Below are 18,025 nucleotides of genomic sequence, written 5' to 3'. Positions count from 1 at the left end.
TTTGAAACCCCTTACTTGTTGGTCATACGCTGGCTGGTAATTTTGGCAAAGACCACCAAGGTTTCAGGGCTAACGTGATGTTCGACGCCTTCGGCATCCTCTTCGGCAATCGTTTCGGGAACGCCAATGGCGACCAGAAAATCGCGGACAATACGGTGTCGGTCACGCGCCTGATCAGCGAGTTTCTGGCCGTCTTCGGTTAAAAAGATCGACCGGTAAGGGCGCGTCTCAACAAGATTCTCACGGTGTAACCGCTGAATAATTGCATTAACCGTAGGGCTGGTCACCCCAAAACGGGCGGCAAGATCGACCGTTCGCGCCTCTCCAGTTTCGGCAATCAGCTCGGCAATCATTTCAACATAATCCTCGGCAACTTCGGATTGATGGGCTTTGCGGATGCGATCAAATTTCGCGGCGCTTTCAGTAACGGCCTTGGGCGGCATAGCATCATCCTGTTTTGCGTTCGGCTTTGATGCTAAAAATATAAAGAAAACCAAAAAATTTAGCCATGCCAAAATTTTTAACGGATTCTTATCTTTTGACGAACACAGGCAAGTTCATCTGGCCAACGCCAGCTAGCTAGCGCGCAGATCCCAGAAATAGCGTACTGCCCTACGGCATTAAGGTTGCACCTAATAGGGGCAATGGGATAGAGTGGCGGCCGATTTTAAAATCTATGATACGCCACAACAACGAAGCGGAATTATTATGGACAAAGCCACCACAACCGAGCTTGAAGCCGCCGCATTCAGGCGCCTTGTTGCCCATCTTCAGGAACGCACCGACGTGCAAAACATCGATATGATGAACCTTGCCGGTTTTTGCCGGAACTGCATGTCACGCTGGTATCGACAGGCCGCCGAGACCTCAGGCATTGAGATGACCGATGGCGAGGCACGCAAGCTTGTTTACGGGATGGAATATGCGGATTGGAAAGCGCAATACCAAACCGAAGCAACGCCAGAACAAAAACAGCAATATGAAAAAATTCATAACCACGACAATTAGGATCATCACATGACCGTTATTCCGGGATCTGGCGCTGGCGCCGAACAGCTGAGCCAATATATCGAACGCATTGAACGTCTCGAAGAAGAAAAGCGCGCCTTAATGGCCGATATCAAGGATGTTTATGCCGAGGCAAAGGCTACCGGATTTGAGCCTAAAATCATGCGCCAAGTCGTGCGTTTGCGGGCCATGGATCGTGACCTGCTAAGCGAGCAGGACGCGCTTCTCGACACTTATCGTGATGCGTTGGGCCTTCGCTAAACCGGAAAACACCTGCAGCCAATCCAACCGGAGCCTGATCTGATGAGCCATTTTGGTGACCGTTTAACCCAAGCAAACCGCCAAACTGGCACCACGCTCTGTATGGGTATAGATCCCCATGTCAGCATGATTCCAGCGCTGTTTGGTGCGGCGCAGGACGGCCACGCAAGCGACGCTGCAATCCGGGCAATTGATGATTTCTCGATGGCCTGCCTTGAACAGGCGATTGGCACCGTTGCCGCGATCAAGCCGCAAGCCGCTTTTTTTGAGCAGCACGGGCCTGCAGGAATGCAAATTCTGCAAAATCTTGGCCGCGCCGCCATTGATGCTGGCTTGCTGGTTATTATGGATGCGAAACGCGGCGATATCGGCAGCACCTCCTCGGCCTATGCGGCAGGCTGGATTGGTCATGATGCGCCGTTCCCAAGCGATGCGCTGACCATCAACCCCTGGCTAGGCATCGACACGCTGGAACCGTTTCTTGACCGCGCCGACGCCACCGGCAGCGGCCTGTTTATTTTGAACCGCACCAGTAATCCGGGTGCCGGAGATTTGCAAGATCAGCTTGTTAACGGCCAGCCACTTTATAAACATCTGGCTGGCTTGCTGGCCCCACTTGCCGCATCGCGTGCCGGAAAAGACGGCATTTCATCGCTTGGCATCGTGGCTGGTGCCACTTGGCCCGAAGAAGCTCAAGCCCTGCGCGCAGCTCTACCCCAAGCGCCATTTCTTGTCCCCGGTTTTGGCGCACAAGGCGCTGGACCGGAAAAAGCGACCAGTGGCCTGCTCCGCGGTCAGCACGGATGGGAAGGCGGCCTGATCAATAGCACGCGTGGCCTAATCTTTCCACAGAACGCCGCCGCCGCTGGCACGATGGATGAATGGCGCCGTGCGATTGCCGAGACCATTACGCAAAACAAAGCCGCCCTGAACAGCGTTTTCTAATTTTCCTGTCACATAAGCGGGCAAAATTGCCGCACAAGCAGAACCGGCAGGTGACCATAACTGCCTGATAAATAAGTCACGCGATTTTGAACGGCGTTTCTAGATTTACGCTTGGCTTTAGTTGTTAACACTCCTCATGCTCGTTTGTTTTCTTACACCGATTAGAAACAAACTGTTTGGGCATAATTTAAGAGGATTGACGTGACTGATAAGGAAGTCAAAGGCGGTGAAGTAATCTGGCGCAATGAACGTAAGGGTTATGGCTTTGTAAAGATTGACGACACAGAGGTTTTCTTGCACCGGTCGACTTTAGATCGATTTGGGCTTATCCATTTACTAACCGGCGATCAGATAACGGTTTCGCTCTCAACCAACGAAGATGGTGAAGTCATTCAGGATCTGCTGACCGTTAACCGGCCTGCCAATCCAACACCGCCGGGTGCGTCGCAGCCTGACGAGGACGAAATGCGCGCCGTGGTGAAATTCTTCAATGACATTCGGGGCTATGGCTTTGTTACCGCCGAAGATATGAGCGAAGATGTATTCGTATACTTACGGGTCTTGAATTATTGCGGCTTTCATTCGCTTGTTCAGGGACAAAAGCTGCTGATCAGAATTGACGATTCGGGGCGTGGCCCACAAGTACAGGCCGTTCGGCTTCTTAATGATTAGCTTGAGACATTAATCCGCCACTGTTAAGATTTTCCAGCCTATAATAAAGCTTTGCTGCACGGCGATTCTTGCCGGCGCTTGGCTTGATCGTAACGATGCCATTTTGGTGCGATCATCAATCATTGGAAAGCCAGATTATGACATCTACAACGCGCCAATTTCGATGGATTATGATCACGCTATCAGCCGCCGCCTTGGTATCTGTTACATTCGGCATCAGGCAGGTATTTGGCCTGTTTCTTGTGCCAATTTCAGCTGAAATTGATGGTGGGCTACAGCTCTTTTCACTCGCAATCGCAGTCCAGAACCTAATTTGGGGCCTTTCATCACCATTATTTGGTGCCGCGGCCGACAAATTTGGTGCCTGGCGGGTGGCGGCCTTTGGCGTCCTGATCTATGCGGCCGGTCTATTATGCATGGCCTTTTTCGTGACAGAAACCGGAATGTTTCTGGGGCAAATTATGATTGGCATGGGGCTTGGCAGTGCTGGTATTTCTATCGCCGTTGGCGCCGTCGCGCGCGCCGCACCGCCAGAAAAGCGGTCACTGGCAATGGGACTTGTCACCAGCTTTGGGTCATTCGGTCAGTTTGCGCTGGTGCCGGTCGCACAAATCATGATGAACCAGCATGGGTGGCAATTTGCTATTGTTATTCTGTCAGTGATTGTGGCGTCGATGGTCGCGGTCACGCTTGGGATGCGGGTGCCAGCGGGCGGCGGGCGCCCACTTGAGGGGGTTGTCCAAACAGCGGGGAGTGCGCTTCGCCAAGCGGTCAGTAGCCGCGATTATATTCTTCTTACCACCGGATTTTTTGTCTGCGGTTTGCAATTGGTGTTTATCACCACCCACCTGCCAACCTATCTGCAGGATTCTGGGCTGACGGCAGATATTGCCAGCTGGTCATTAGCCTTGATTGGTTTATTCAATATTATTGGTGCTTTTATTTGCGGCTGGCTCGGCGGCTTTATGTCGAAAAAGAAGACCCTTGCCATTGTTTACCTGCTTCGCGGCCTGATCATTGCGGCCTTTATCAGCCTGCCTCCAAGCCCCGGCTTGGCATTGTTTTTCGGTGCGTCAATGGGGCTTTTATGGCTTGGCACAATCCCGCTGACCAGCGGCCTGATCGTTGCGTTCTTCGGGCCCCGCCACCTCAGTCTGTTATATGGTCTGGTGTTTCTGTCGCATCAGATCGGCTCGTTCGTTGGCGCATGGTTGGGTGGTGTCTGGTACGATATGTTCGGCAATTACGAGGCGATGTGGTGGCTGAACGCTGGTGCTGGCCTATTTGCCTTTGCGGTGAATTGGGCAATTAGAGAACCAACGCCCGCCCCCCTGCCGGCATGATGGCCTAGCCCCTCGCCGGAGCGGGGCTGTTTACCTATCCCCGTTTGCCTATTCTTGCACGCCTATTCTTGCTCGCCTAGCCAACGTTCTGCATCAAGGGCTGCCATACATCCCATACCGGCCGCAGTTACTGCCTGCCTGTAAATTTTATCAACACAGTCACCAGCGGCGAACACCCCATCAACCGAGGTACGCGTCCCGCCAGCCTCGGCAATGATATAGCCCTCATCATCAAGTGCGACCGCACCGGCAAAGGCCTGTGTCGCCGGATCGTGACCAATGGCAACAAACATACCATGAACCGGAATATCCTTATCAGCCTCGCCGATAGTTGAGGCCAGCCGCAACTCGGTGACACCGGACTCGTCGCCAATCACCTCGGCAACTGAACGGTTCCATTCAACCGTGATATTATCTTTTTTCAACAAGCGATCTTGCATGATCTGTTCGGCACGAAGCGTATCACGCCGATGTACTAGGGTTACCGACCGACAGATATTGGCAAGATACAACGCTTCTTCAACCGCGGTATTGCCGCCGCCGATAACCGCAACATCCCGCTCTTTGTAGAAAAATCCGTCACAAGTTGCACAGGCTGAAACACCGCGGCCATTAAACGCTGCTTCGGATTCAAGACCAAGCCAGCGCGCCTGTGCACCGGTTGCCAAAATGACTGTATCTGCTGTCATCACCTTGCCAGAGTCGAATGTCACGGTAAATGGGCGCGCCGATGTATCAAGGCTGGTAACCAGATCATAGATCACCCGCGCACCAACATTTTCGGCTTGCGACTGCATTTCGGTCATTAGCCACGGCCCTTGAATCACCTCGGCAAAGCCCGGATAATTTTCGACATCGGTGGTAATCGTCATCTGACCACCCGGCTGCAAACCGGCAATGATAACCGGTGATAGATTCGCCCGCGCCGTATAGATGCCCGCGGTCAACCCGGCAGCACCGGCACCAATAATAATAACATGTTCATGCTGGTTAGCGTCGGTTGAGTGATCGGTCATGATTTACGGCTCTTTCCTGATTAGGCGTTCGGCTCTATGTTAATTATCAATGGCTGAATCTTTATGATCTATGTTGGGGATAACACTCAACAGCTTGTGTTTTCAAGTGTCATTTACACAACATCATGTTAGCCTCTGCCCATGAAACTTCCTAGTCAAATTGCCATCTTACTGTCGTTTAGCCGCATTCATTTACTTGCCATATTCGTTTTGGCGATCACTGCTGCTAGCCCCAGCCCTTTGCGGGCGCAAACCATTGATGGTGCCGAAATCCTGTCCGGAACAGCCATTGAAGGCGGATTGATTGTTGCCCGCACCAATCCGGAAAATCAGATTCTGCTCGATGGCAATGCCATTGAAATCGCTGATAATGGCGTTTTTGTTATCGGGTTTCATCGCGAATCAGACGTACCGGTTACGTTACGCATCATCGCCCCTGATGGCACCAGCATGACCAGCACTCTGGCAGCCAGCCAGCGGGACTATAATATCCAGCGGATTGACGGGCTGAAACAGACCATGGTGACGCCGCCCGCAAAACTATTGGCGCGGATCAAGGCTGACGGCAAGGCAGTCCGCGCAGCCCGCGAGCAGGAAACGCCGCTTGGGGATTTCTGGCGCGGCTTTGACTGGCCAGCGCTTGGCCGGATTTCCGGCGTTTATGGCAGCCAGCGAATCCTAAATGGTGAACCGCGACAGCCGCATTACGGCATTGATATCGCCGCGCCGCGCGGCACGCCCGTTCGCGCACCGGCGAGTGGAAAAGTAACGCTGGTCAAAGATTTATATTTTTCTGGCTGGACGATTGTTATGGCCCATGGGCTTGGCGTGAATTCCAGCTTTCTGCATCTTGATCGGGTCGATGTCAAACCTGGCATGATGATCAAACGCGGTGACCTGATTGGCACTATCGGTGCGACCGGCCGCGCAACTGGCCCACATCTTGACTGGCGGATTGACTGGCAGGGGCGGCGCATTGATCCCGGTCTGCTGGTCGGGCCGATGCCCGCGCCGGCGTCTTAAATGTTTGCGTCTTTGATATTGGCATCCTGAGCAAAGTGACCAGAAAGAGATATTTATGAAAACCGTGTTTATTTTTGGTCTTGGCTATGTTGGGGTTCCACTAGCCCACGCGCTGGCTGATTTGGGCTGGCAAATCCGTGGCACCACCCGTGCCCCGTCCAAACTTGCGGCCAAGGCTGATTTGGGCTGGCAGATTATGCCGTTTGAATCTGGCCAGCCGCTGGCTGACCCGCAAACTGCCTTTGCAGATGTTGATGCCATTATCAGCACGATCACCGCAATCGGCGGCTCGGATCCAGTGCTTGATGCGCATGGTGATGATCTGGCTCATTTTACTGGCTGGAGCGGTTATGTCTCGGCGACTTCGGTCTATCCCGATATGCCGGATGCTGTCTGTTACGAAGATACACCGGTTGCTCCAGCCACCCAACGCGGCAAAGCCCGCGTGATTGCCGAGGCGCGGTGGCAGCGGGCATTTGGCACGGAAATTTTCCGCGCCGCAGGTATTTATGGCCCTGCACGCAGCCCGTTCGATGCGTTGCGCGATGGGAGTGCCCGCATTATCGAACGTGAAGGGCAAGTGTTTAACCGCATTCATGTTGATGATATTTGCCGGATTATCATCGCTGCGATGACGACGCCACGACCGGCGCGCATTATTAATCTTGCCGATCATAAACCAGCACCACAAGGTGATGTTGTCCGCCATGCCGCCGCATTGATTGGGGTAGATCCGCCGCTGCCGCAAAAGCTGGAAGATGCCAATCTGTCACCGATGGCACAGAGTTTTTACGTTTCGCGGCGGCGCGTTGGCTCAAAAGTCATCAAGCCCGAATTAGGGCTTGATCTGCTATATCCTGATTATGAAACCGGCCTTGCGGCGATTTTGGCGGCAGGTGGCTAGCCGCCTAGCCGATAGACGGGTCGAGCGACCCATTCGCATAACGCGCGGCCATTGCTGACAGGGACAGCGGCCGAATACGCGCGGCATTACCGGCTGTTCCAAAACGCTCAAACCGGTCAGCACAAAGAGTTTCCATTGCATCCATTGCGGGCTTAAGGAATTTGCGTGGATCAAACTCTGCTTTGTTTTCATTGGCAATTTTGCGGATCACGCCAAGCATAGCAAGGCGGCAATCAGTGTCGATATTCACCTTGCGAACACCATTTTTGATCCCGCGCTCAATCTCTTCAAGCGGAACGCCCCATGTTTGCGGCATCTCACCACCATGCGCGTTGAACACATCCTGCAACTCTTGTGGCACGCTGGATGAACCATGCATAACAAGATGTATATTTGGCAGGCGCCGGTTAATTTCCTCAACCACATTCATCGCCAGAATTTCGCCATCTGGCTTGCGGGTAAATTTATAGGCGCCATGACTAGTCCCCATCGCAATGGCCAGCGCGTCAACTTTGGTGTCCTTGACAAACTCTACCGCCTGATCCGGATCGGTCAGCAACTGGTCTTCAGATAGCTTGCCGGTTGCACCATGCCCGTCTTCTTGCTCGCCCTCGCCTGTTTCCAACGAGCCTAGAACGCCAAGTTCTCCCTCAACCGATACACCGGCATGATGCGCCATTTCCGTAACCCGGCGGGTGATATCAAGATTATAGTCATAAGAGGCAGGTGTCGCAGCATCGGCCTCTAGCGAGCCGTCCATCATCACCGAGGTAAACCCATATTGAATCGCCGTCATACAGGTGGCTTCGTTATTACCATGATCCTGATGCATACAAACCGGAATATGCGGGTACATTTCAGCCAGCGCCTTCACCATCGCCTGCAACATGACATCGCCTGCATAATTACGCGCCCCGCGGCTAGCCTGAATAATTACCGGCGCATCAACCCGGTCAGCTGCTTTTAAAATGGCAAGGCCCTGTTCCATATTGTTAATATTGAAAGCCGGGACGCCATACCCATGTTCGGCAGCATCATCAAGAAGTTGGCGGAGTGAAATCAGCATATGATTATCCTATGTCGAAGCAAAACTCTGATGATTAGTTATGGCCTATAGCGGGCAAATTCGTCAACTTCATTAGCAGACCCGAAAACCAGCGGAACGCGCGCATGCAGCGTTTCTGGCACAAGGTCAAGAATAGGACCATCGCCATTGATGGCCTTGCCGCCCGCCGCCTCAACCAAAAACGCCACCGGATTAGCCTCATAGACCAGCCGCAATCGCCCAGCCTCATAACCGCGCCGCGCGTCAGCAGGATAAAGAAAAATACCGCCACGCCGGAAAATGCGCCAGCCATCAGCAACAAGCGAGCCAACCCAGCGCATATTGAAATTCATCTTGCGCGGGCCAGTTTCACCTGCCAAACAATCAGCAATATAAGCCGCTACATCGGGCCGCCAATGCCGCATATTCGAAGCATTAATCGAAAATTCGCGCGTGTCGGTCGTAATCGACACCGACCAGCCCATATCATGGAAATGACCATCATCGCCTAATTGGAACGCCATCACCGGCCCCCCAAAACTCACCAGTAAAGTGGTTTGCGGCCCATAGACGAAAAACCCCGCAGCAAGCTGGTTTCGACCGGGCTGTAAGATCCCACCAGATGCCGGTAATATTGAAAAAATAGTGCCAACCGACACATTCGTATCAATATTTGACGATCCATCCAGCGGATCGCTTGCCACAATCACCTGCCCGTCATCATGCAACGGAACGGCTGCATCCTGTTCTTCGGAAAGATAGGCCGCCACCGCCGGCACGACAGCCAGCGCACGCTCGATCATTTCATCAGCCAGAACATCAAGCGCCTTCTGATCATCGCCATCAGCGTTAGCACTGCCTCTTATCGCGCCAAGCGCGGCATCGGCATCTGGCTGCCGGATCACCGCCGAAATAGATGCCGCCGCCGCTGCCAGCGCCGCCACCGCATCACAGGCCGCAGCCTTGGCCGGGTTTTTGTTGGCGAGTGATTCGAGCATAGAAGAGAGGTTCGACATGAGACGGCACCAGGTTTTACAACGGGATAGAGACTGACCGGCAGGCAATTTAGCAAAAGCGCCGCCCGACCAAAAAGATTAGTAGATTAGCAAAAAGAAAACGCCCGCACCATAGCGGCACGGGCGTTCCAATCATTTCCTAATTCGCGAATGTTTCTTTCGTCACTGGCAGTTCTGCTATTCGCGGTTTCCGAACAGGCGCAGAATGAACAGGAACATGTTGATGAAATCCAGATACAAGGTCAGCGCGCCAAAGATTGATTTCTTTGCGGCAACCTCGCGGCTGTCACCAGCTAGATACATAGATTTGATACGCTGTGTATCCCATGCGGTCAGACCGGCAAAGATCAACACACCAGCAACCGAGATTACGAATTCCATCTGGCTTGATGCCATGAAGATATTCACCACGGATGCGATGATCAGGCCAAACAGACCAATGATCATGAACGAGCCCATTGCCGAGAGGCTGCGCTTTGTGGTGTAGCCATAAAGGCTGAGACCAGCAAAGGCACCTGCCGTAATAAAGAACGCCCGCGCCACGCTTTCTCCGGTATAAACCAGCAAGATTGATGCAAGCGACAGACCCATCATTGCGCCATAGACATAGAACAATGTGCGTGCCTTACTGGCTGACATATGACTGATGCGTGCTGACAACCAGAACACCATGCCTAGCGGGGCCAGCATGATGACCCATTTCAGCGGTGTGCCGTACATAAGCTGGCCAAGACCTGCAACATTCATCACCGCCCATTTCGTCGCATAGGCAAAAAAGCCTGTCAGCAACAGGGCTGTGGTCATGTGATTATACACGCCAAGCATATAAGCCCGCAGCCCGACATCAGTCTGGGCAGCGGCCGCTGCGGCGGTATTCATAAAGCGATTATCCTGCATTTTGTAACTCCCCAAAATAGCATTGCCATCAGATTGCATTGATGTGTCTTGAATGTAGGGTGCAAAATCAAATTTTTCAAGGTCAGACTGTTATCTTGGACAATGAAAAATACTGGATTTCTATTCGGCTATGCTGCGCCAGCTATGCCAGTTTTTTGCCGTCTTTCACGTTGGGATTCAGACTTTAATTGCCCACAAGCAGCCAGAATATCGCGGCCACGCGGGGTGCGAACCGGCGATGCGTAACCGGCGTTCAAAACCCGCTTTGCAAAGGCCTCAATTCGGTCATCAGACGAGCATATATACGGGCTGCCAGGCCATGGATTGAACGGAATCAGGTTCAGCTTTGACGGAATTCCCTTAATCAGCGCCAACAGCGCGCGGCAATCCTCATCACTGTCATTCACCCCATCTAGCATAACATATTCCCATGTGATCCGGCGAGCATTCGATAGGCCCGGGTAATTGCGGCAGGCATCAATCAATTCAGCCAGCGGGTATTTACGGTTAATCGGCACTAGTTCATTGCGTAATTCATCGCGGGTAGCATGAAGCGAGATCGCCAGATTTACCCCCAATTCATCACCACAACGCTTGATTTCCGGAACCACGCCTGATGTTGACAGGGTGATGCGGCGTTTAGAAATCGCCACGCCTTCACCACTCATGATCATTCGCATTGCCGTTGCGACATTGTCATAATTGAATAGAGGCTCACCCATACCCATCAGCACGATATTGGTCAGTCGGCGATCCGGCTTGCCCGCAGGCCAGTCATTCAATTCATCCATCGCCAGCAACACCTGACCGCAAATTTCCGCAACAGTCAGGTTACGCACTAGTTTTTGCGTGCCTGTGTGACAGAAACTGCAGGTAAGGGTACAACCAACCTGCGATGAGATACATAAAGTACCGCGCGCTTTATCAGGGATATAAACGCATTCAGCCTCATTCCCATCGGCAAAGCGGATCAACCATTTGATGGTGCCGTCAACCGACTGCAGCCGCCGTGATACCGCTGGCCGGTCAACCGAAAACTGCGCTGCCAGCAATTCACGCACCGGCTTACCAAGATCACTCATCTCATCAAAGCTGGTCAGCCCATGCCGCCAAATCCAACGCCATACTTGCCGTGCCCGAAATTTTGGCAGGCCAAGCGCTTGCATTTCTGCCTCCAACTCGGCAAAGGCCACGCCAAGCAAGTTGGTCTTTGGCGCTATTGCCATTAACGGATCGGCCGCAGCAGTGGCAGGAGCAACGGTCATTTGCAGGTCTTGTCGATCACAGCTTTGGTTTTGGTAAAGCCTGATAATGAATAAGTGTCAGTCGTTTTCGTGCCGCGGCTTGACGTCCCAACAACAGTCATTTTAGAGCCGCGCTTCATCAGCACAATAATACGCCGATCATCCTCTTCGCTTTCCGCATAGGCGCGATCTTCGAGGGTGAATAATTTGAATTTTTTACCGTCGATCGTCAATGTGACATCAGACTGCGGCTTGTAACGGTAACCCGCAATCACCTGTACCACATCGCGTTCGGCCTTGCCCGGGCCATGCGAGACAAAAACCCGGATGTCACCGCGGTTTTTCGGGTCATATTTGCCCTCACTCTTGGTCGGCACACTGCTGACAAAACAGATGCGGCTGCCGTCATTGTCATACCGATAGGCACCCCAGTCTTTTTCAACAAGCATCTCAACCGGATCGGCGATTGCTGGCAACGCTGCAAAACTGGTCGCAATCACCATCGTGAAAACACCCAAAATTCTGCTTAGTTTAAACATTCATTCGCTCTTTCTATCTTCGCTCTAGTGGCTATCTTCGCTCTAGTCGCGTTCTTCGCTGGGGTGGTTGCGTTCGCTATTGCTTTATTCGTCTTGCAAGTCTCATTTGTTTCACGGTCTTAACTGAGGTGACGGTCTCATTGACACAAATATTCAGGCGCGCACTATAATCCGCGACCCCTAATCCGCGCCCTAATGTCCCAGCGTCTCCATAGTCTGTCAGTGGTTTGTGGCATCAATATGAAAAGGACACCTAACCTGCTATGCGGCGACACAGTTTGTTTTAGGATACCTCGCGCTGTGATGCAAAGACTTTCCAAATCGCGGTTTGGCGCATTTTGTCTCGCCTTTACTCAGCACTTTTGACCCGTGCCAGCAACGCCTTTGCCTGCGGCAGAATCTTTTCGGCGATATGGGTGATCCCTCGCTGGTTTGGATGCATTCCGTCGGACAGGTTCATTTCGGGCTGTAACGCCACCCCGTCTAGAAAAAACGGATAGAATAATATGTCATGCGCTTGTGCCAATTTTTGATAGATAGCATCAAATTCATTGGCATAATCCGCACCCAAATTGCGCGGCGCCTGCATTCCCGCCAAAAGCACCTCAACATTGCGGGCTTTTAGCTGTTCGATTATCGCCTCAAGATTTTCATAGCTGGCTGATGGCTCAAGCCCCCGAAGCAGGTCATTCCCGCCCAGAACAATAATCGCCGCCTCCGGCTTACTAGCGAGTGACCAGTTCAGCCGGGCTAGCCCGCCAGCTGTCGTATCCCCCGAGACACCAGAATTCACCATCGTCACATCAATTCCGTCAGCAATAAGCATCCGCCCCAGCACGTCAGGGAACGCTTCGCCTTGCGGTAAACCGTGACCTGCGACCAACGAGTCACCCAGCACCATCAGCACCGGCGGGCTTGCGGCAAATGCGGGCTGCAATGATGCCGCCGCAATCAAGGCGATCATCACAGTTTTGGCGATAAACCCCAGAACAGCTGCACAAAGCCGGTTTATCAGCCGCAAAAGGCAACGGAAAAATTTGGTATAGATCATCACGCTTCCCTTGATCTAACTGGTCGGTAAACCCATATCTCGGCTACCGACGAAGGCCTAATTATTCAACCATGCGGTACTGACCGTTACGTAAAACACGATGTCGCGTCTGTCATAAGGTTTAACTGCATGTAGGAAGGGCAAGTCAGATTTTCCAGAGCGGGCGCATTTTCTGTTGCCCACCCGCCCTGATTTCGGGGCAACGATCAAGAATTGGACAATTTCCATGCCATCATCTTCCACGCCACCATCGTCCCGGCCATCATCTTCGAAGGCCGCAAAATCAGATGAGGTTGCGGTGCAGCCGGTCATTGATCTGAATGCGGCACATCTGACCCTCGGCAATGCAGCGGCGATTGTTAAAATCCTGAAAGGCATTAATTTGCAGATTGGCGCTGGCGAGACTGTTGGCGTCTTGGGGCCAAGTGGTGCTGGCAAGACCAGCCTGTTGATGGTGATGGCAGGCCTTGAAACCCTGACGAAAGGGCGGATCGCGCTTGCCGGAACTGACATCACCAGAATGCCGGAAGACCCATTGGCAGCGTTGCGCCGCGATCTTGTTGGTATTGTGTTTCAGGCGTTCCGGCTAATCCCGTCGTTAACCGCCCTGCAGAATGTTGCCATCCCGCTGGAGCTAGCCGGCCGGCCTGATGCCGAAGCCATTGCCGGTGCCGCCCTGAAATCGGTTGGCCTTGGCCACCGGATGACGCATCTTCCCGACCAGATGTCTGGCGGCGAACAGCAACGCGTGGCGATTGCGCGGGCGATTGCGCCCAAACCGCGGATTCTTCTTGCGGATGAGCCAACTGGAAATCTTGATAGTGCCACCGGTGAAAAGGTCGTGAATACATTATTCAAAAGTGCGCAGGATGCAGGCGCTGCGCTGGTGCTTGTAACGCATGATGCCGCATTGGCGGCGCGCTGTTCACGTGTCCTTCAGATCGAAGATGGCGTCATTGCCGGAGACACAAAAAAGTGACCCGCACCAACAAAGATATCAAAACAGGCGCCGACCAAGGGGCTGGCCTTTATAGTATGAATGGGATTTCTGCAAGCCGAGATGGCTGGCATTTTGCCTGGCAATTGGCTCAGCGCGAGATGCGCGGCAATTTAAGCCGGTTCCGTGTCTTTCTGGGCGCATTGCTGCTTGGCGTTGCTGCCATCGGTACGGTTGGTTCCGTCGCCGATGCGATGCGGAGCGGCATTAATGATAATGCCCGTATCCTGCTTGGTGGTGATCTTGAAATCAGCAGCCTTCACACCCCGCCCGGAGCCGAAATTTTGGAAACTGCGGCCAAGTTTGGCACCGTATCAAAAGTGGTGCAGATGCGCGCCATGTTGCAGGCTAGTGACCGGCGCAAACTGGTTGAACTGAAAGCTGTCGATGAAAACTGGCCACTGGTCGGCACTGCCGAACTGAAACCGGATATGCCCCTTGCCGAGGCGCTTGCTGATGGCGGGATCGTGGCTGATGACGCATTGCTGCGAAGCCTTGGCCTAAAGCCGGGTGATACGGCCCGTCTTGGTGGCATGGACGTTAGCGTGCGCGCGGCTCTGACGATTGAGCCTGATCGCTCGATCAGCTTTGTCAGCTTTGGTCCGCGCGTTCTGGTTTCAGATGCAACATTGGCAGCTACCGGGCTGCAACAGCCCGGATCATTTATTACATATCGTTACAGGCTTTTGCTGGATCAGGCTGCGGCGCGCGAACCGGCGCTGGGTGCGCTGCGCCAGATTACCGAGCCGACGCATGTAAGAGTGCGCGAAGTTGCCAATGCCGCGCCCGGTTTTGACCGCTTTATCAATCAGGCAGAAATCTTTCTGGTGCTTGTTGGGCTTACCGCGCTGTTGATCGGCGGGCTGGGGGTTGCTGGTGCCGTGCGCGCATGGCTGGCAAGCCGGATGCCAGTGATCGCCACATTGAAATGTCTTGGCGCGCCATCATTATTGATCTTTCGGATCTATCTTTTACAAATCTTGGTCATTGCCGCTTGCGGCGTTCTGGCAGGGTTGATTGTCGCTGCGATTGCACCGCTATTTGCCATTCGCATCTTGTCGAGTTACGTCACCGTGCCTTTGGAGATGACGATCTATCCACTGTCATTGATGATCGCTGCGGGTTTTGGAATGGGTACCGCCTTTCTATTTGCTGTCTGGCCGCTTGCCAAAGCCGAAGAAGTGCGCGCGGCTGATCTGTTTCGTAGTCTGATAGAAATGCCTGATGGCTGGCCTAAACCGCGCTATCTGGTGATGATGCTGCTTGCCGCCAGCGGCCTGACCATACTTGCCTATCTTGCCACGCATAATCTTGCGATTACTGCCAGCTTCATTGGTGGGTCGCTTGCTGCCTTGTTGCTGCTATCACTCCTTGGCAATCTTCTTGTGCGCCTCTTGCGGCTTGCGCCGTTACCCAATTTTGTGCCTGCACGGCTGGCTCTTTCTAATATTACTCGCCCCGGATCGCCGGTTCGGTCAGTTATTATCGCCTTCGGCCTCGGCCTGTCAGTGCTTGTGGCGGTATCGGTCAGCGAGTCAAACTTGGGGCGCCAGATTGATAACCGTGTCGCCGAGGATGCGCCAGCTTGGTTCTTTATTGATATCCAGCCGGGCCAAATTGATGATTTTGAAAAACTGGCTGGATCGATCGCCGGTATTTCGCAAATTACCAAAACCCCGATGCTGCGCGGCCGTGTTGTTAAAATGAACGGTGTCTCAGCCGCCAATATCACGCCGCCAGAGGGGTCGGCATGGATTTTACGCGGCGACCGCGCCCTGACATGGGCAGCCACTGCGCCAAAAGGCAGCGAGATTATCGCCGGCAACTGGTGGGCACCAGATTATAGCGGCCCGCCCTTGGTGTCGATGTCAGAGGACGCCGCTGCCGATTTTGGCATGGGCATCGGAGACACGGTTAGCATCAATGTTCTTGGCCGGGAAGTCACTGCGACAATCGCCAATCTTCGCAAGGTTGATTGGCAGAGTTTTCAAATTAATTTCGTGTTTATCCTAAATCCGGGCGTTCTGGATGCTGCCCCGCATAGCTGGATTGCAACTACCCATGCCGATAATGACGCCGCCGCCGATGCGGTCGAACGTGCCATTACCAGCCGTTTTTCCAATATTTCTGCAGTATCGGTAAAAGAGGCGGTGGCAACCGCCCAAAGGGTCATTGGCCTGCTTGGTGGTGCGGTAAGGTTAACCGCATTTGTGACGCTGATTGCGGGCATTGCGGTTCTTGCCGGAACCGTCGCCAGCAGCGAGTCACAGCGCCTTACAGACTCGGTGATTCTAAAGGTGCTTGGCGCAACCCGCCTGTCGATTGGCCTTGCCTGGTTTCTCGAATATGCGTTCTTGGGTTTACTAACAGCGATTGCCGCCGCAGTGATTGGCAGTCTGGCAAGCTGGGCCTTGGTAAGCGGGTTTCTGGGGGCTGAATTCATCCTTGATGGCTGGCTCGTCTTTGGAACGACGCTCGCCGGTGCGGTGGCGACTGCGGTTTTAGGACTGACCGGAGCGATGAAAACGCTTGGCCGCAAGCCGGCACCTTTGCTTCGCGAATTATAGACTATAAATCGGGGCGCGAACTATAAATTGGAGTGCGAATGGATCCTCGCCAAAATCCAAATCACAAAAAACGTCGTTGCGAGGCAGCAGGTGATCGGATATAGAAATTTCTTATGAGCAAGCAAGATATTAAAAAAGTCGTTCTCGCCTATTCCGGCGGCCTTGATACTTCGGTTATTTTGCGGTGGTTGCAAGATCATTACCGCGCCGAGGTGGTAACCTTTACCGCCGATATTGGTCAGGGCGAAGACATTGAACCAGCCCGCGCCAAGGCCGAGCTTTTGGGCATTAAGCAAATCTACATCGAGGATTTGCGTGAAGAGTTCGTGCGCGATTATGTGTTCCCCATGTTCCGGGCAAACCCGCTCTATGAGGGTGCCTATCTTCTTGGCACATCAATCGCACGACCATTGATCGCCAAACGGCAAATCGAAATTGCCCGAGATGTTGGTGCCGAGGCCGTCTCGCATGGCGCCACCGGTAAAGGCAATGATCAGGTGCGCTTTGAATTGGCCTATTATGCCCAGCAGCCCGATATTAAAGTGATTGCACCATGGCGCGAATGGGACCTTAGCAGCCGCACAAAATTGATCGCCTATGCCGAGGCCAATCAAATCCCAATTCCAAAGGATAAACGCGGCGAAGCGCCATTTAGTGTTGATGCCAACCTGCTGCATATTTCCGCCGAAGGTAAAGTGCTGGAAGATCCATGGGTCGCGCCGGAAGAATATGTTTTCTCGAGAAGTGTGTCGCCCGAACAGGCACCCGACAAGCCGACTGAAATCGAAATCACCTTTAAATCTGGCGATCCCATTGCCATTGACGGCAAAGAGTTGTCACCAGCCAATTTGCTTGCCGCGTTGAACCGGCTTGGCGGCGATAACGGTATTGGCCGCCTTGACCTGGTTGAAAACCGGTTTGTCGGCATGAAGTCACGCGGTGTTTACGAAACACCGGGCGGCACAATTTTGCTGACCGCACGGCGGGCAATGGAGTCAATCACGCTCGACCGTGGCGCGATGCACACCAAAGACGAGCTGATGCCGCGTTATGCCGAGCTGGTCTATAACGGTTTCTGGTTCTCGCCCGAGCGTGAAATGCTGCAAGCCGCCATTGATAGCTGCCGTGATGCAGTCAATGGGGTGGTTCGGATCAAACTCTATAAGGGCAATGTTACCGTGACGGGTCGCAAGTCGCCAAACTCACTCTATAACGCTGATCTTGTAACCTTTGAGGATGGCGCCGTTGACTATGATCACGGCGATGCACACGGCTTTATCCGGTTGAACGCACTTCGCCTTCGTGTGCAGAAAATGGTGCAGGACAGCTAGTCTTGCGGACGGCAAATATCACCGACCTTGCCATCGCGATTAACCTGTTTAAGATATAGTCTTCCCGTCGGAACTACCGAAAAGCCTGACTGTTTTAGGCCCGAATCGCAGGGAACCCCGGGGACAAATTTATAAACAGGATTGTGGTTGCTGTTGGCTCGAAATT

Annotated in this window: 18 protein-coding genes; 10 read left to right on the top strand and 8 right to left on the bottom strand. The window is 53.3% G+C overall.

Annotation, left to right across the window (positions count from 1 at the left end; genetic code table 11):
• Positions 1–11: 11 nt before the first annotated feature.
• Positions 12–443, bottom strand: a complete 432-nt coding sequence (gene mntR, locus AB8881_08395) for a manganese-binding transcriptional regulator MntR (GenBank protein ID XDZ62568.1) — start codon at positions 441–443, stop codon at positions 12–14.
• Between the two features lie 265 nt (positions 444–708).
• On the opposite strand from mntR, the gene AB8881_08390 reads away from it, so the two are divergent.
• From AB8881_08390 to AB8881_08370, 5 genes are all read left to right on the top strand, one after another.
• Positions 709–1,008 (top strand): DUF1244 domain-containing protein, encoded by a 300-nt coding sequence (locus AB8881_08390; GenBank protein ID XDZ62567.1) that lies wholly within the window; start codon positions 709–711, stop codon positions 1,006–1,008.
• A 9-nt stretch (positions 1,009–1,017) separates the two neighbouring features.
• The gene (locus AB8881_08385; protein XDZ62566.1) at positions 1,018–1,269 is read left to right on the top strand and encodes a DUF2312 domain-containing protein; all 252 of its coding nucleotides are present in this window, start codon (positions 1,018–1,020) and stop codon (positions 1,267–1,269) included.
• 42 nt (positions 1,270–1,311) lie between these two features.
• A complete protein-coding gene (pyrF, locus tag AB8881_08380) occupies positions 1,312–2,214 on the top strand; it encodes an orotidine-5'-phosphate decarboxylase (GenBank protein XDZ62565.1) in 903 nt (300 codons plus the stop codon).
• Positions 2,215–2,415: 201 nt separating this feature from the next.
• Positions 2,416–2,886: a cold-shock protein gene (locus tag AB8881_08375; GenBank protein XDZ62564.1), complete on the top strand. Its 471-nt coding sequence runs from the start codon at positions 2,416–2,418 to the stop codon at positions 2,884–2,886.
• Positions 2,887–3,023: 137 nt separating this feature from the next.
• Positions 3,024–4,229 carry an MFS transporter gene (locus tag AB8881_08370; protein ID XDZ62563.1) on the top strand — a complete coding sequence of 402 codons (1,206 nt, stop codon included), beginning with the start codon at positions 3,024–3,026 and terminating at the stop codon, positions 4,227–4,229.
• A 62-nt stretch (positions 4,230–4,291) separates the two neighbouring features.
• On the opposite strand, the gene trxB is transcribed toward AB8881_08370, so the two are convergent.
• Positions 4,292–5,245: a thioredoxin-disulfide reductase gene (gene trxB / locus AB8881_08365; protein XDZ62562.1), complete on the bottom strand. Its 954-nt coding sequence runs from the start codon at positions 5,243–5,245 to the stop codon at positions 4,292–4,294.
• Between the two features lie 141 nt (positions 5,246–5,386).
• Here trxB and AB8881_08360 point away from each other — a divergent pair, with 141 nt between their 5' ends.
• Positions 5,387–6,268, top strand: a complete 882-nt coding sequence (locus AB8881_08360; GenBank protein ID XDZ62561.1) for a M23 family metallopeptidase — start codon at positions 5,387–5,389, stop codon at positions 6,266–6,268.
• Between the two features lie 55 nt (positions 6,269–6,323).
• Positions 6,324–7,172, top strand: coding sequence for an SDR family NAD(P)-dependent oxidoreductase (locus tag AB8881_08355; protein ID XDZ62560.1), 849 nt, complete (start codon positions 6,324–6,326; stop codon positions 7,170–7,172).
• Positions 7,173–7,176: 4 nt separating this feature from the next.
• Here AB8881_08355 and fba read toward each other — a convergent pair whose 3' ends face one another.
• From fba to AB8881_08325, 6 genes are all read right to left on the bottom strand, one after another.
• Entirely contained in the window at positions 7,177–8,238 is a 1,062-nt protein-coding gene (gene fba, locus AB8881_08350; protein ID XDZ62559.1) for a class II fructose-bisphosphate aldolase, read from the bottom strand.
• A gap of 38 nt (positions 8,239–8,276) precedes the next feature.
• Complete coding sequence (locus AB8881_08345; GenBank protein XDZ62558.1) at positions 8,277–9,233, bottom strand: class 1 fructose-bisphosphatase; 957 nt, start codon at positions 9,231–9,233, stop codon at positions 8,277–8,279.
• 177 nt (positions 9,234–9,410) lie between these two features.
• Complete coding sequence (locus AB8881_08340) at positions 9,411–10,130, bottom strand: Bax inhibitor-1/YccA family protein (GenBank protein ID XDZ62557.1); 720 nt, start codon at positions 10,128–10,130, stop codon at positions 9,411–9,413.
• 128 nt (positions 10,131–10,258) lie between these two features.
• A complete protein-coding gene (gene rlmN / locus AB8881_08335; GenBank protein XDZ62556.1) occupies positions 10,259–11,395 on the bottom strand; it encodes a 23S rRNA (adenine(2503)-C(2))-methyltransferase RlmN in 1,137 nt (378 codons plus the stop codon).
• Positions 11,392–11,913, bottom strand: coding sequence for an invasion associated locus B family protein (locus tag AB8881_08330; protein ID XDZ62555.1), 522 nt, complete (start codon positions 11,911–11,913; stop codon positions 11,392–11,394). Before AB8881_08330 ends, rlmN begins: the two co-directional genes overlap by 4 nt.
• Before the next feature lie 349 nt (positions 11,914–12,262).
• Complete coding sequence (locus AB8881_08325) at positions 12,263–12,964, bottom strand: arylesterase (GenBank protein ID XDZ62554.1); 702 nt, start codon at positions 12,962–12,964, stop codon at positions 12,263–12,265.
• A gap of 226 nt (positions 12,965–13,190) precedes the next feature.
• Between AB8881_08325 and AB8881_08320 the strand changes: the two genes are divergently transcribed.
• From AB8881_08320 to AB8881_08310, 3 genes are all read left to right on the top strand, one after another.
• The gene (locus tag AB8881_08320; GenBank protein ID XDZ62553.1) at positions 13,191–13,943 is read left to right on the top strand and encodes an ABC transporter ATP-binding protein; all 753 of its coding nucleotides are present in this window, start codon (positions 13,191–13,193) and stop codon (positions 13,941–13,943) included.
• Between the two features lie 56 nt (positions 13,944–13,999).
• Positions 14,000–16,528, top strand: coding sequence for an ABC transporter permease (locus AB8881_08315; protein XDZ62552.1), 2,529 nt, complete (start codon positions 14,000–14,002; stop codon positions 16,526–16,528).
• Positions 16,529–16,641: 113 nt separating this feature from the next.
• The gene (locus tag AB8881_08310; GenBank protein XDZ62551.1) at positions 16,642–17,859 is read left to right on the top strand and encodes an argininosuccinate synthase; all 1,218 of its coding nucleotides are present in this window, start codon (positions 16,642–16,644) and stop codon (positions 17,857–17,859) included.
• Positions 17,860–18,025 lie beyond the last annotated feature (166 nt).

This window comes from Alphaproteobacteria bacterium LSUCC0396, assembly GCA_041228345.1.
GTDB lineage: Bacteria > Pseudomonadota > Alphaproteobacteria > Puniceispirillales > Puniceispirillaceae > UBA3439.
Note: the sequence above shows the minus strand (reverse complement) of the source record. Positions and strands in the feature narration are given on the sequence as shown.

What these genes read in the sequence shown, in the direction of transcription:
- mntR (XDZ62568.1), bottom strand. Translation starts at nt 443, where the DNA reads ATGCCGCCCAAGGCCGTTACTGAAAGCGCCGCGAAATTTGATCGCATC.
- AB8881_08390 (XDZ62567.1), top strand. Translation starts at nt 709, where the DNA reads ATGGACAAAGCCACCACAACCGAGCTTGAAGCCGCCGCATTCAGGCGC.
- AB8881_08385 (XDZ62566.1), top strand. Translation starts at nt 1,018, where the DNA reads ATGACCGTTATTCCGGGATCTGGCGCTGGCGCCGAACAGCTGAGCCAA.
- pyrF (XDZ62565.1), top strand. Translation starts at nt 1,312, where the DNA reads ATGAGCCATTTTGGTGACCGTTTAACCCAAGCAAACCGCCAAACTGGC.
- AB8881_08370 (XDZ62563.1), top strand. Translation starts at nt 3,024, where the DNA reads ATGACATCTACAACGCGCCAATTTCGATGGATTATGATCACGCTATCA.
- trxB (XDZ62562.1), bottom strand. Translation starts at nt 5,245, where the DNA reads ATGACCGATCACTCAACCGACGCTAACCAGCATGAACATGTTATTATT.
- AB8881_08360 (XDZ62561.1), top strand. Translation starts at nt 5,387, where the DNA reads ATGAAACTTCCTAGTCAAATTGCCATCTTACTGTCGTTTAGCCGCATT.
- AB8881_08355 (XDZ62560.1), top strand. Translation starts at nt 6,324, where the DNA reads ATGAAAACCGTGTTTATTTTTGGTCTTGGCTATGTTGGGGTTCCACTA.
- fba (XDZ62559.1), bottom strand. Translation starts at nt 8,238, where the DNA reads ATGCTGATTTCACTCCGCCAACTTCTTGATGATGCTGCCGAACATGGG.
- AB8881_08345 (XDZ62558.1), bottom strand. Translation starts at nt 9,233, where the DNA reads ATGTCGAACCTCTCTTCTATGCTCGAATCACTCGCCAACAAAAACCCG.
- AB8881_08340 (XDZ62557.1), bottom strand. Translation starts at nt 10,130, where the DNA reads ATGCAGGATAATCGCTTTATGAATACCGCCGCAGCGGCCGCTGCCCAG.
- rlmN (XDZ62556.1), bottom strand. Translation starts at nt 11,395, where the DNA reads ATGACCGTTGCTCCTGCCACTGCTGCGGCCGATCCGTTAATGGCAATA.
- AB8881_08330 (XDZ62555.1), bottom strand. Translation starts at nt 11,913, where the DNA reads ATGTTTAAACTAAGCAGAATTTTGGGTGTTTTCACGATGGTGATTGCG.
- AB8881_08325 (XDZ62554.1), bottom strand. Translation starts at nt 12,964, where the DNA reads ATGATCTATACCAAATTTTTCCGTTGCCTTTTGCGGCTGATAAACCGG.
- AB8881_08320 (XDZ62553.1), top strand. Translation starts at nt 13,191, where the DNA reads ATGCCATCATCTTCCACGCCACCATCGTCCCGGCCATCATCTTCGAAG.
- AB8881_08315 (XDZ62552.1), top strand. Translation starts at nt 14,000, where the DNA reads ATGAATGGGATTTCTGCAAGCCGAGATGGCTGGCATTTTGCCTGGCAA.
- AB8881_08310 (XDZ62551.1), top strand. Translation starts at nt 16,642, where the DNA reads ATGAGCAAGCAAGATATTAAAAAAGTCGTTCTCGCCTATTCCGGCGGC.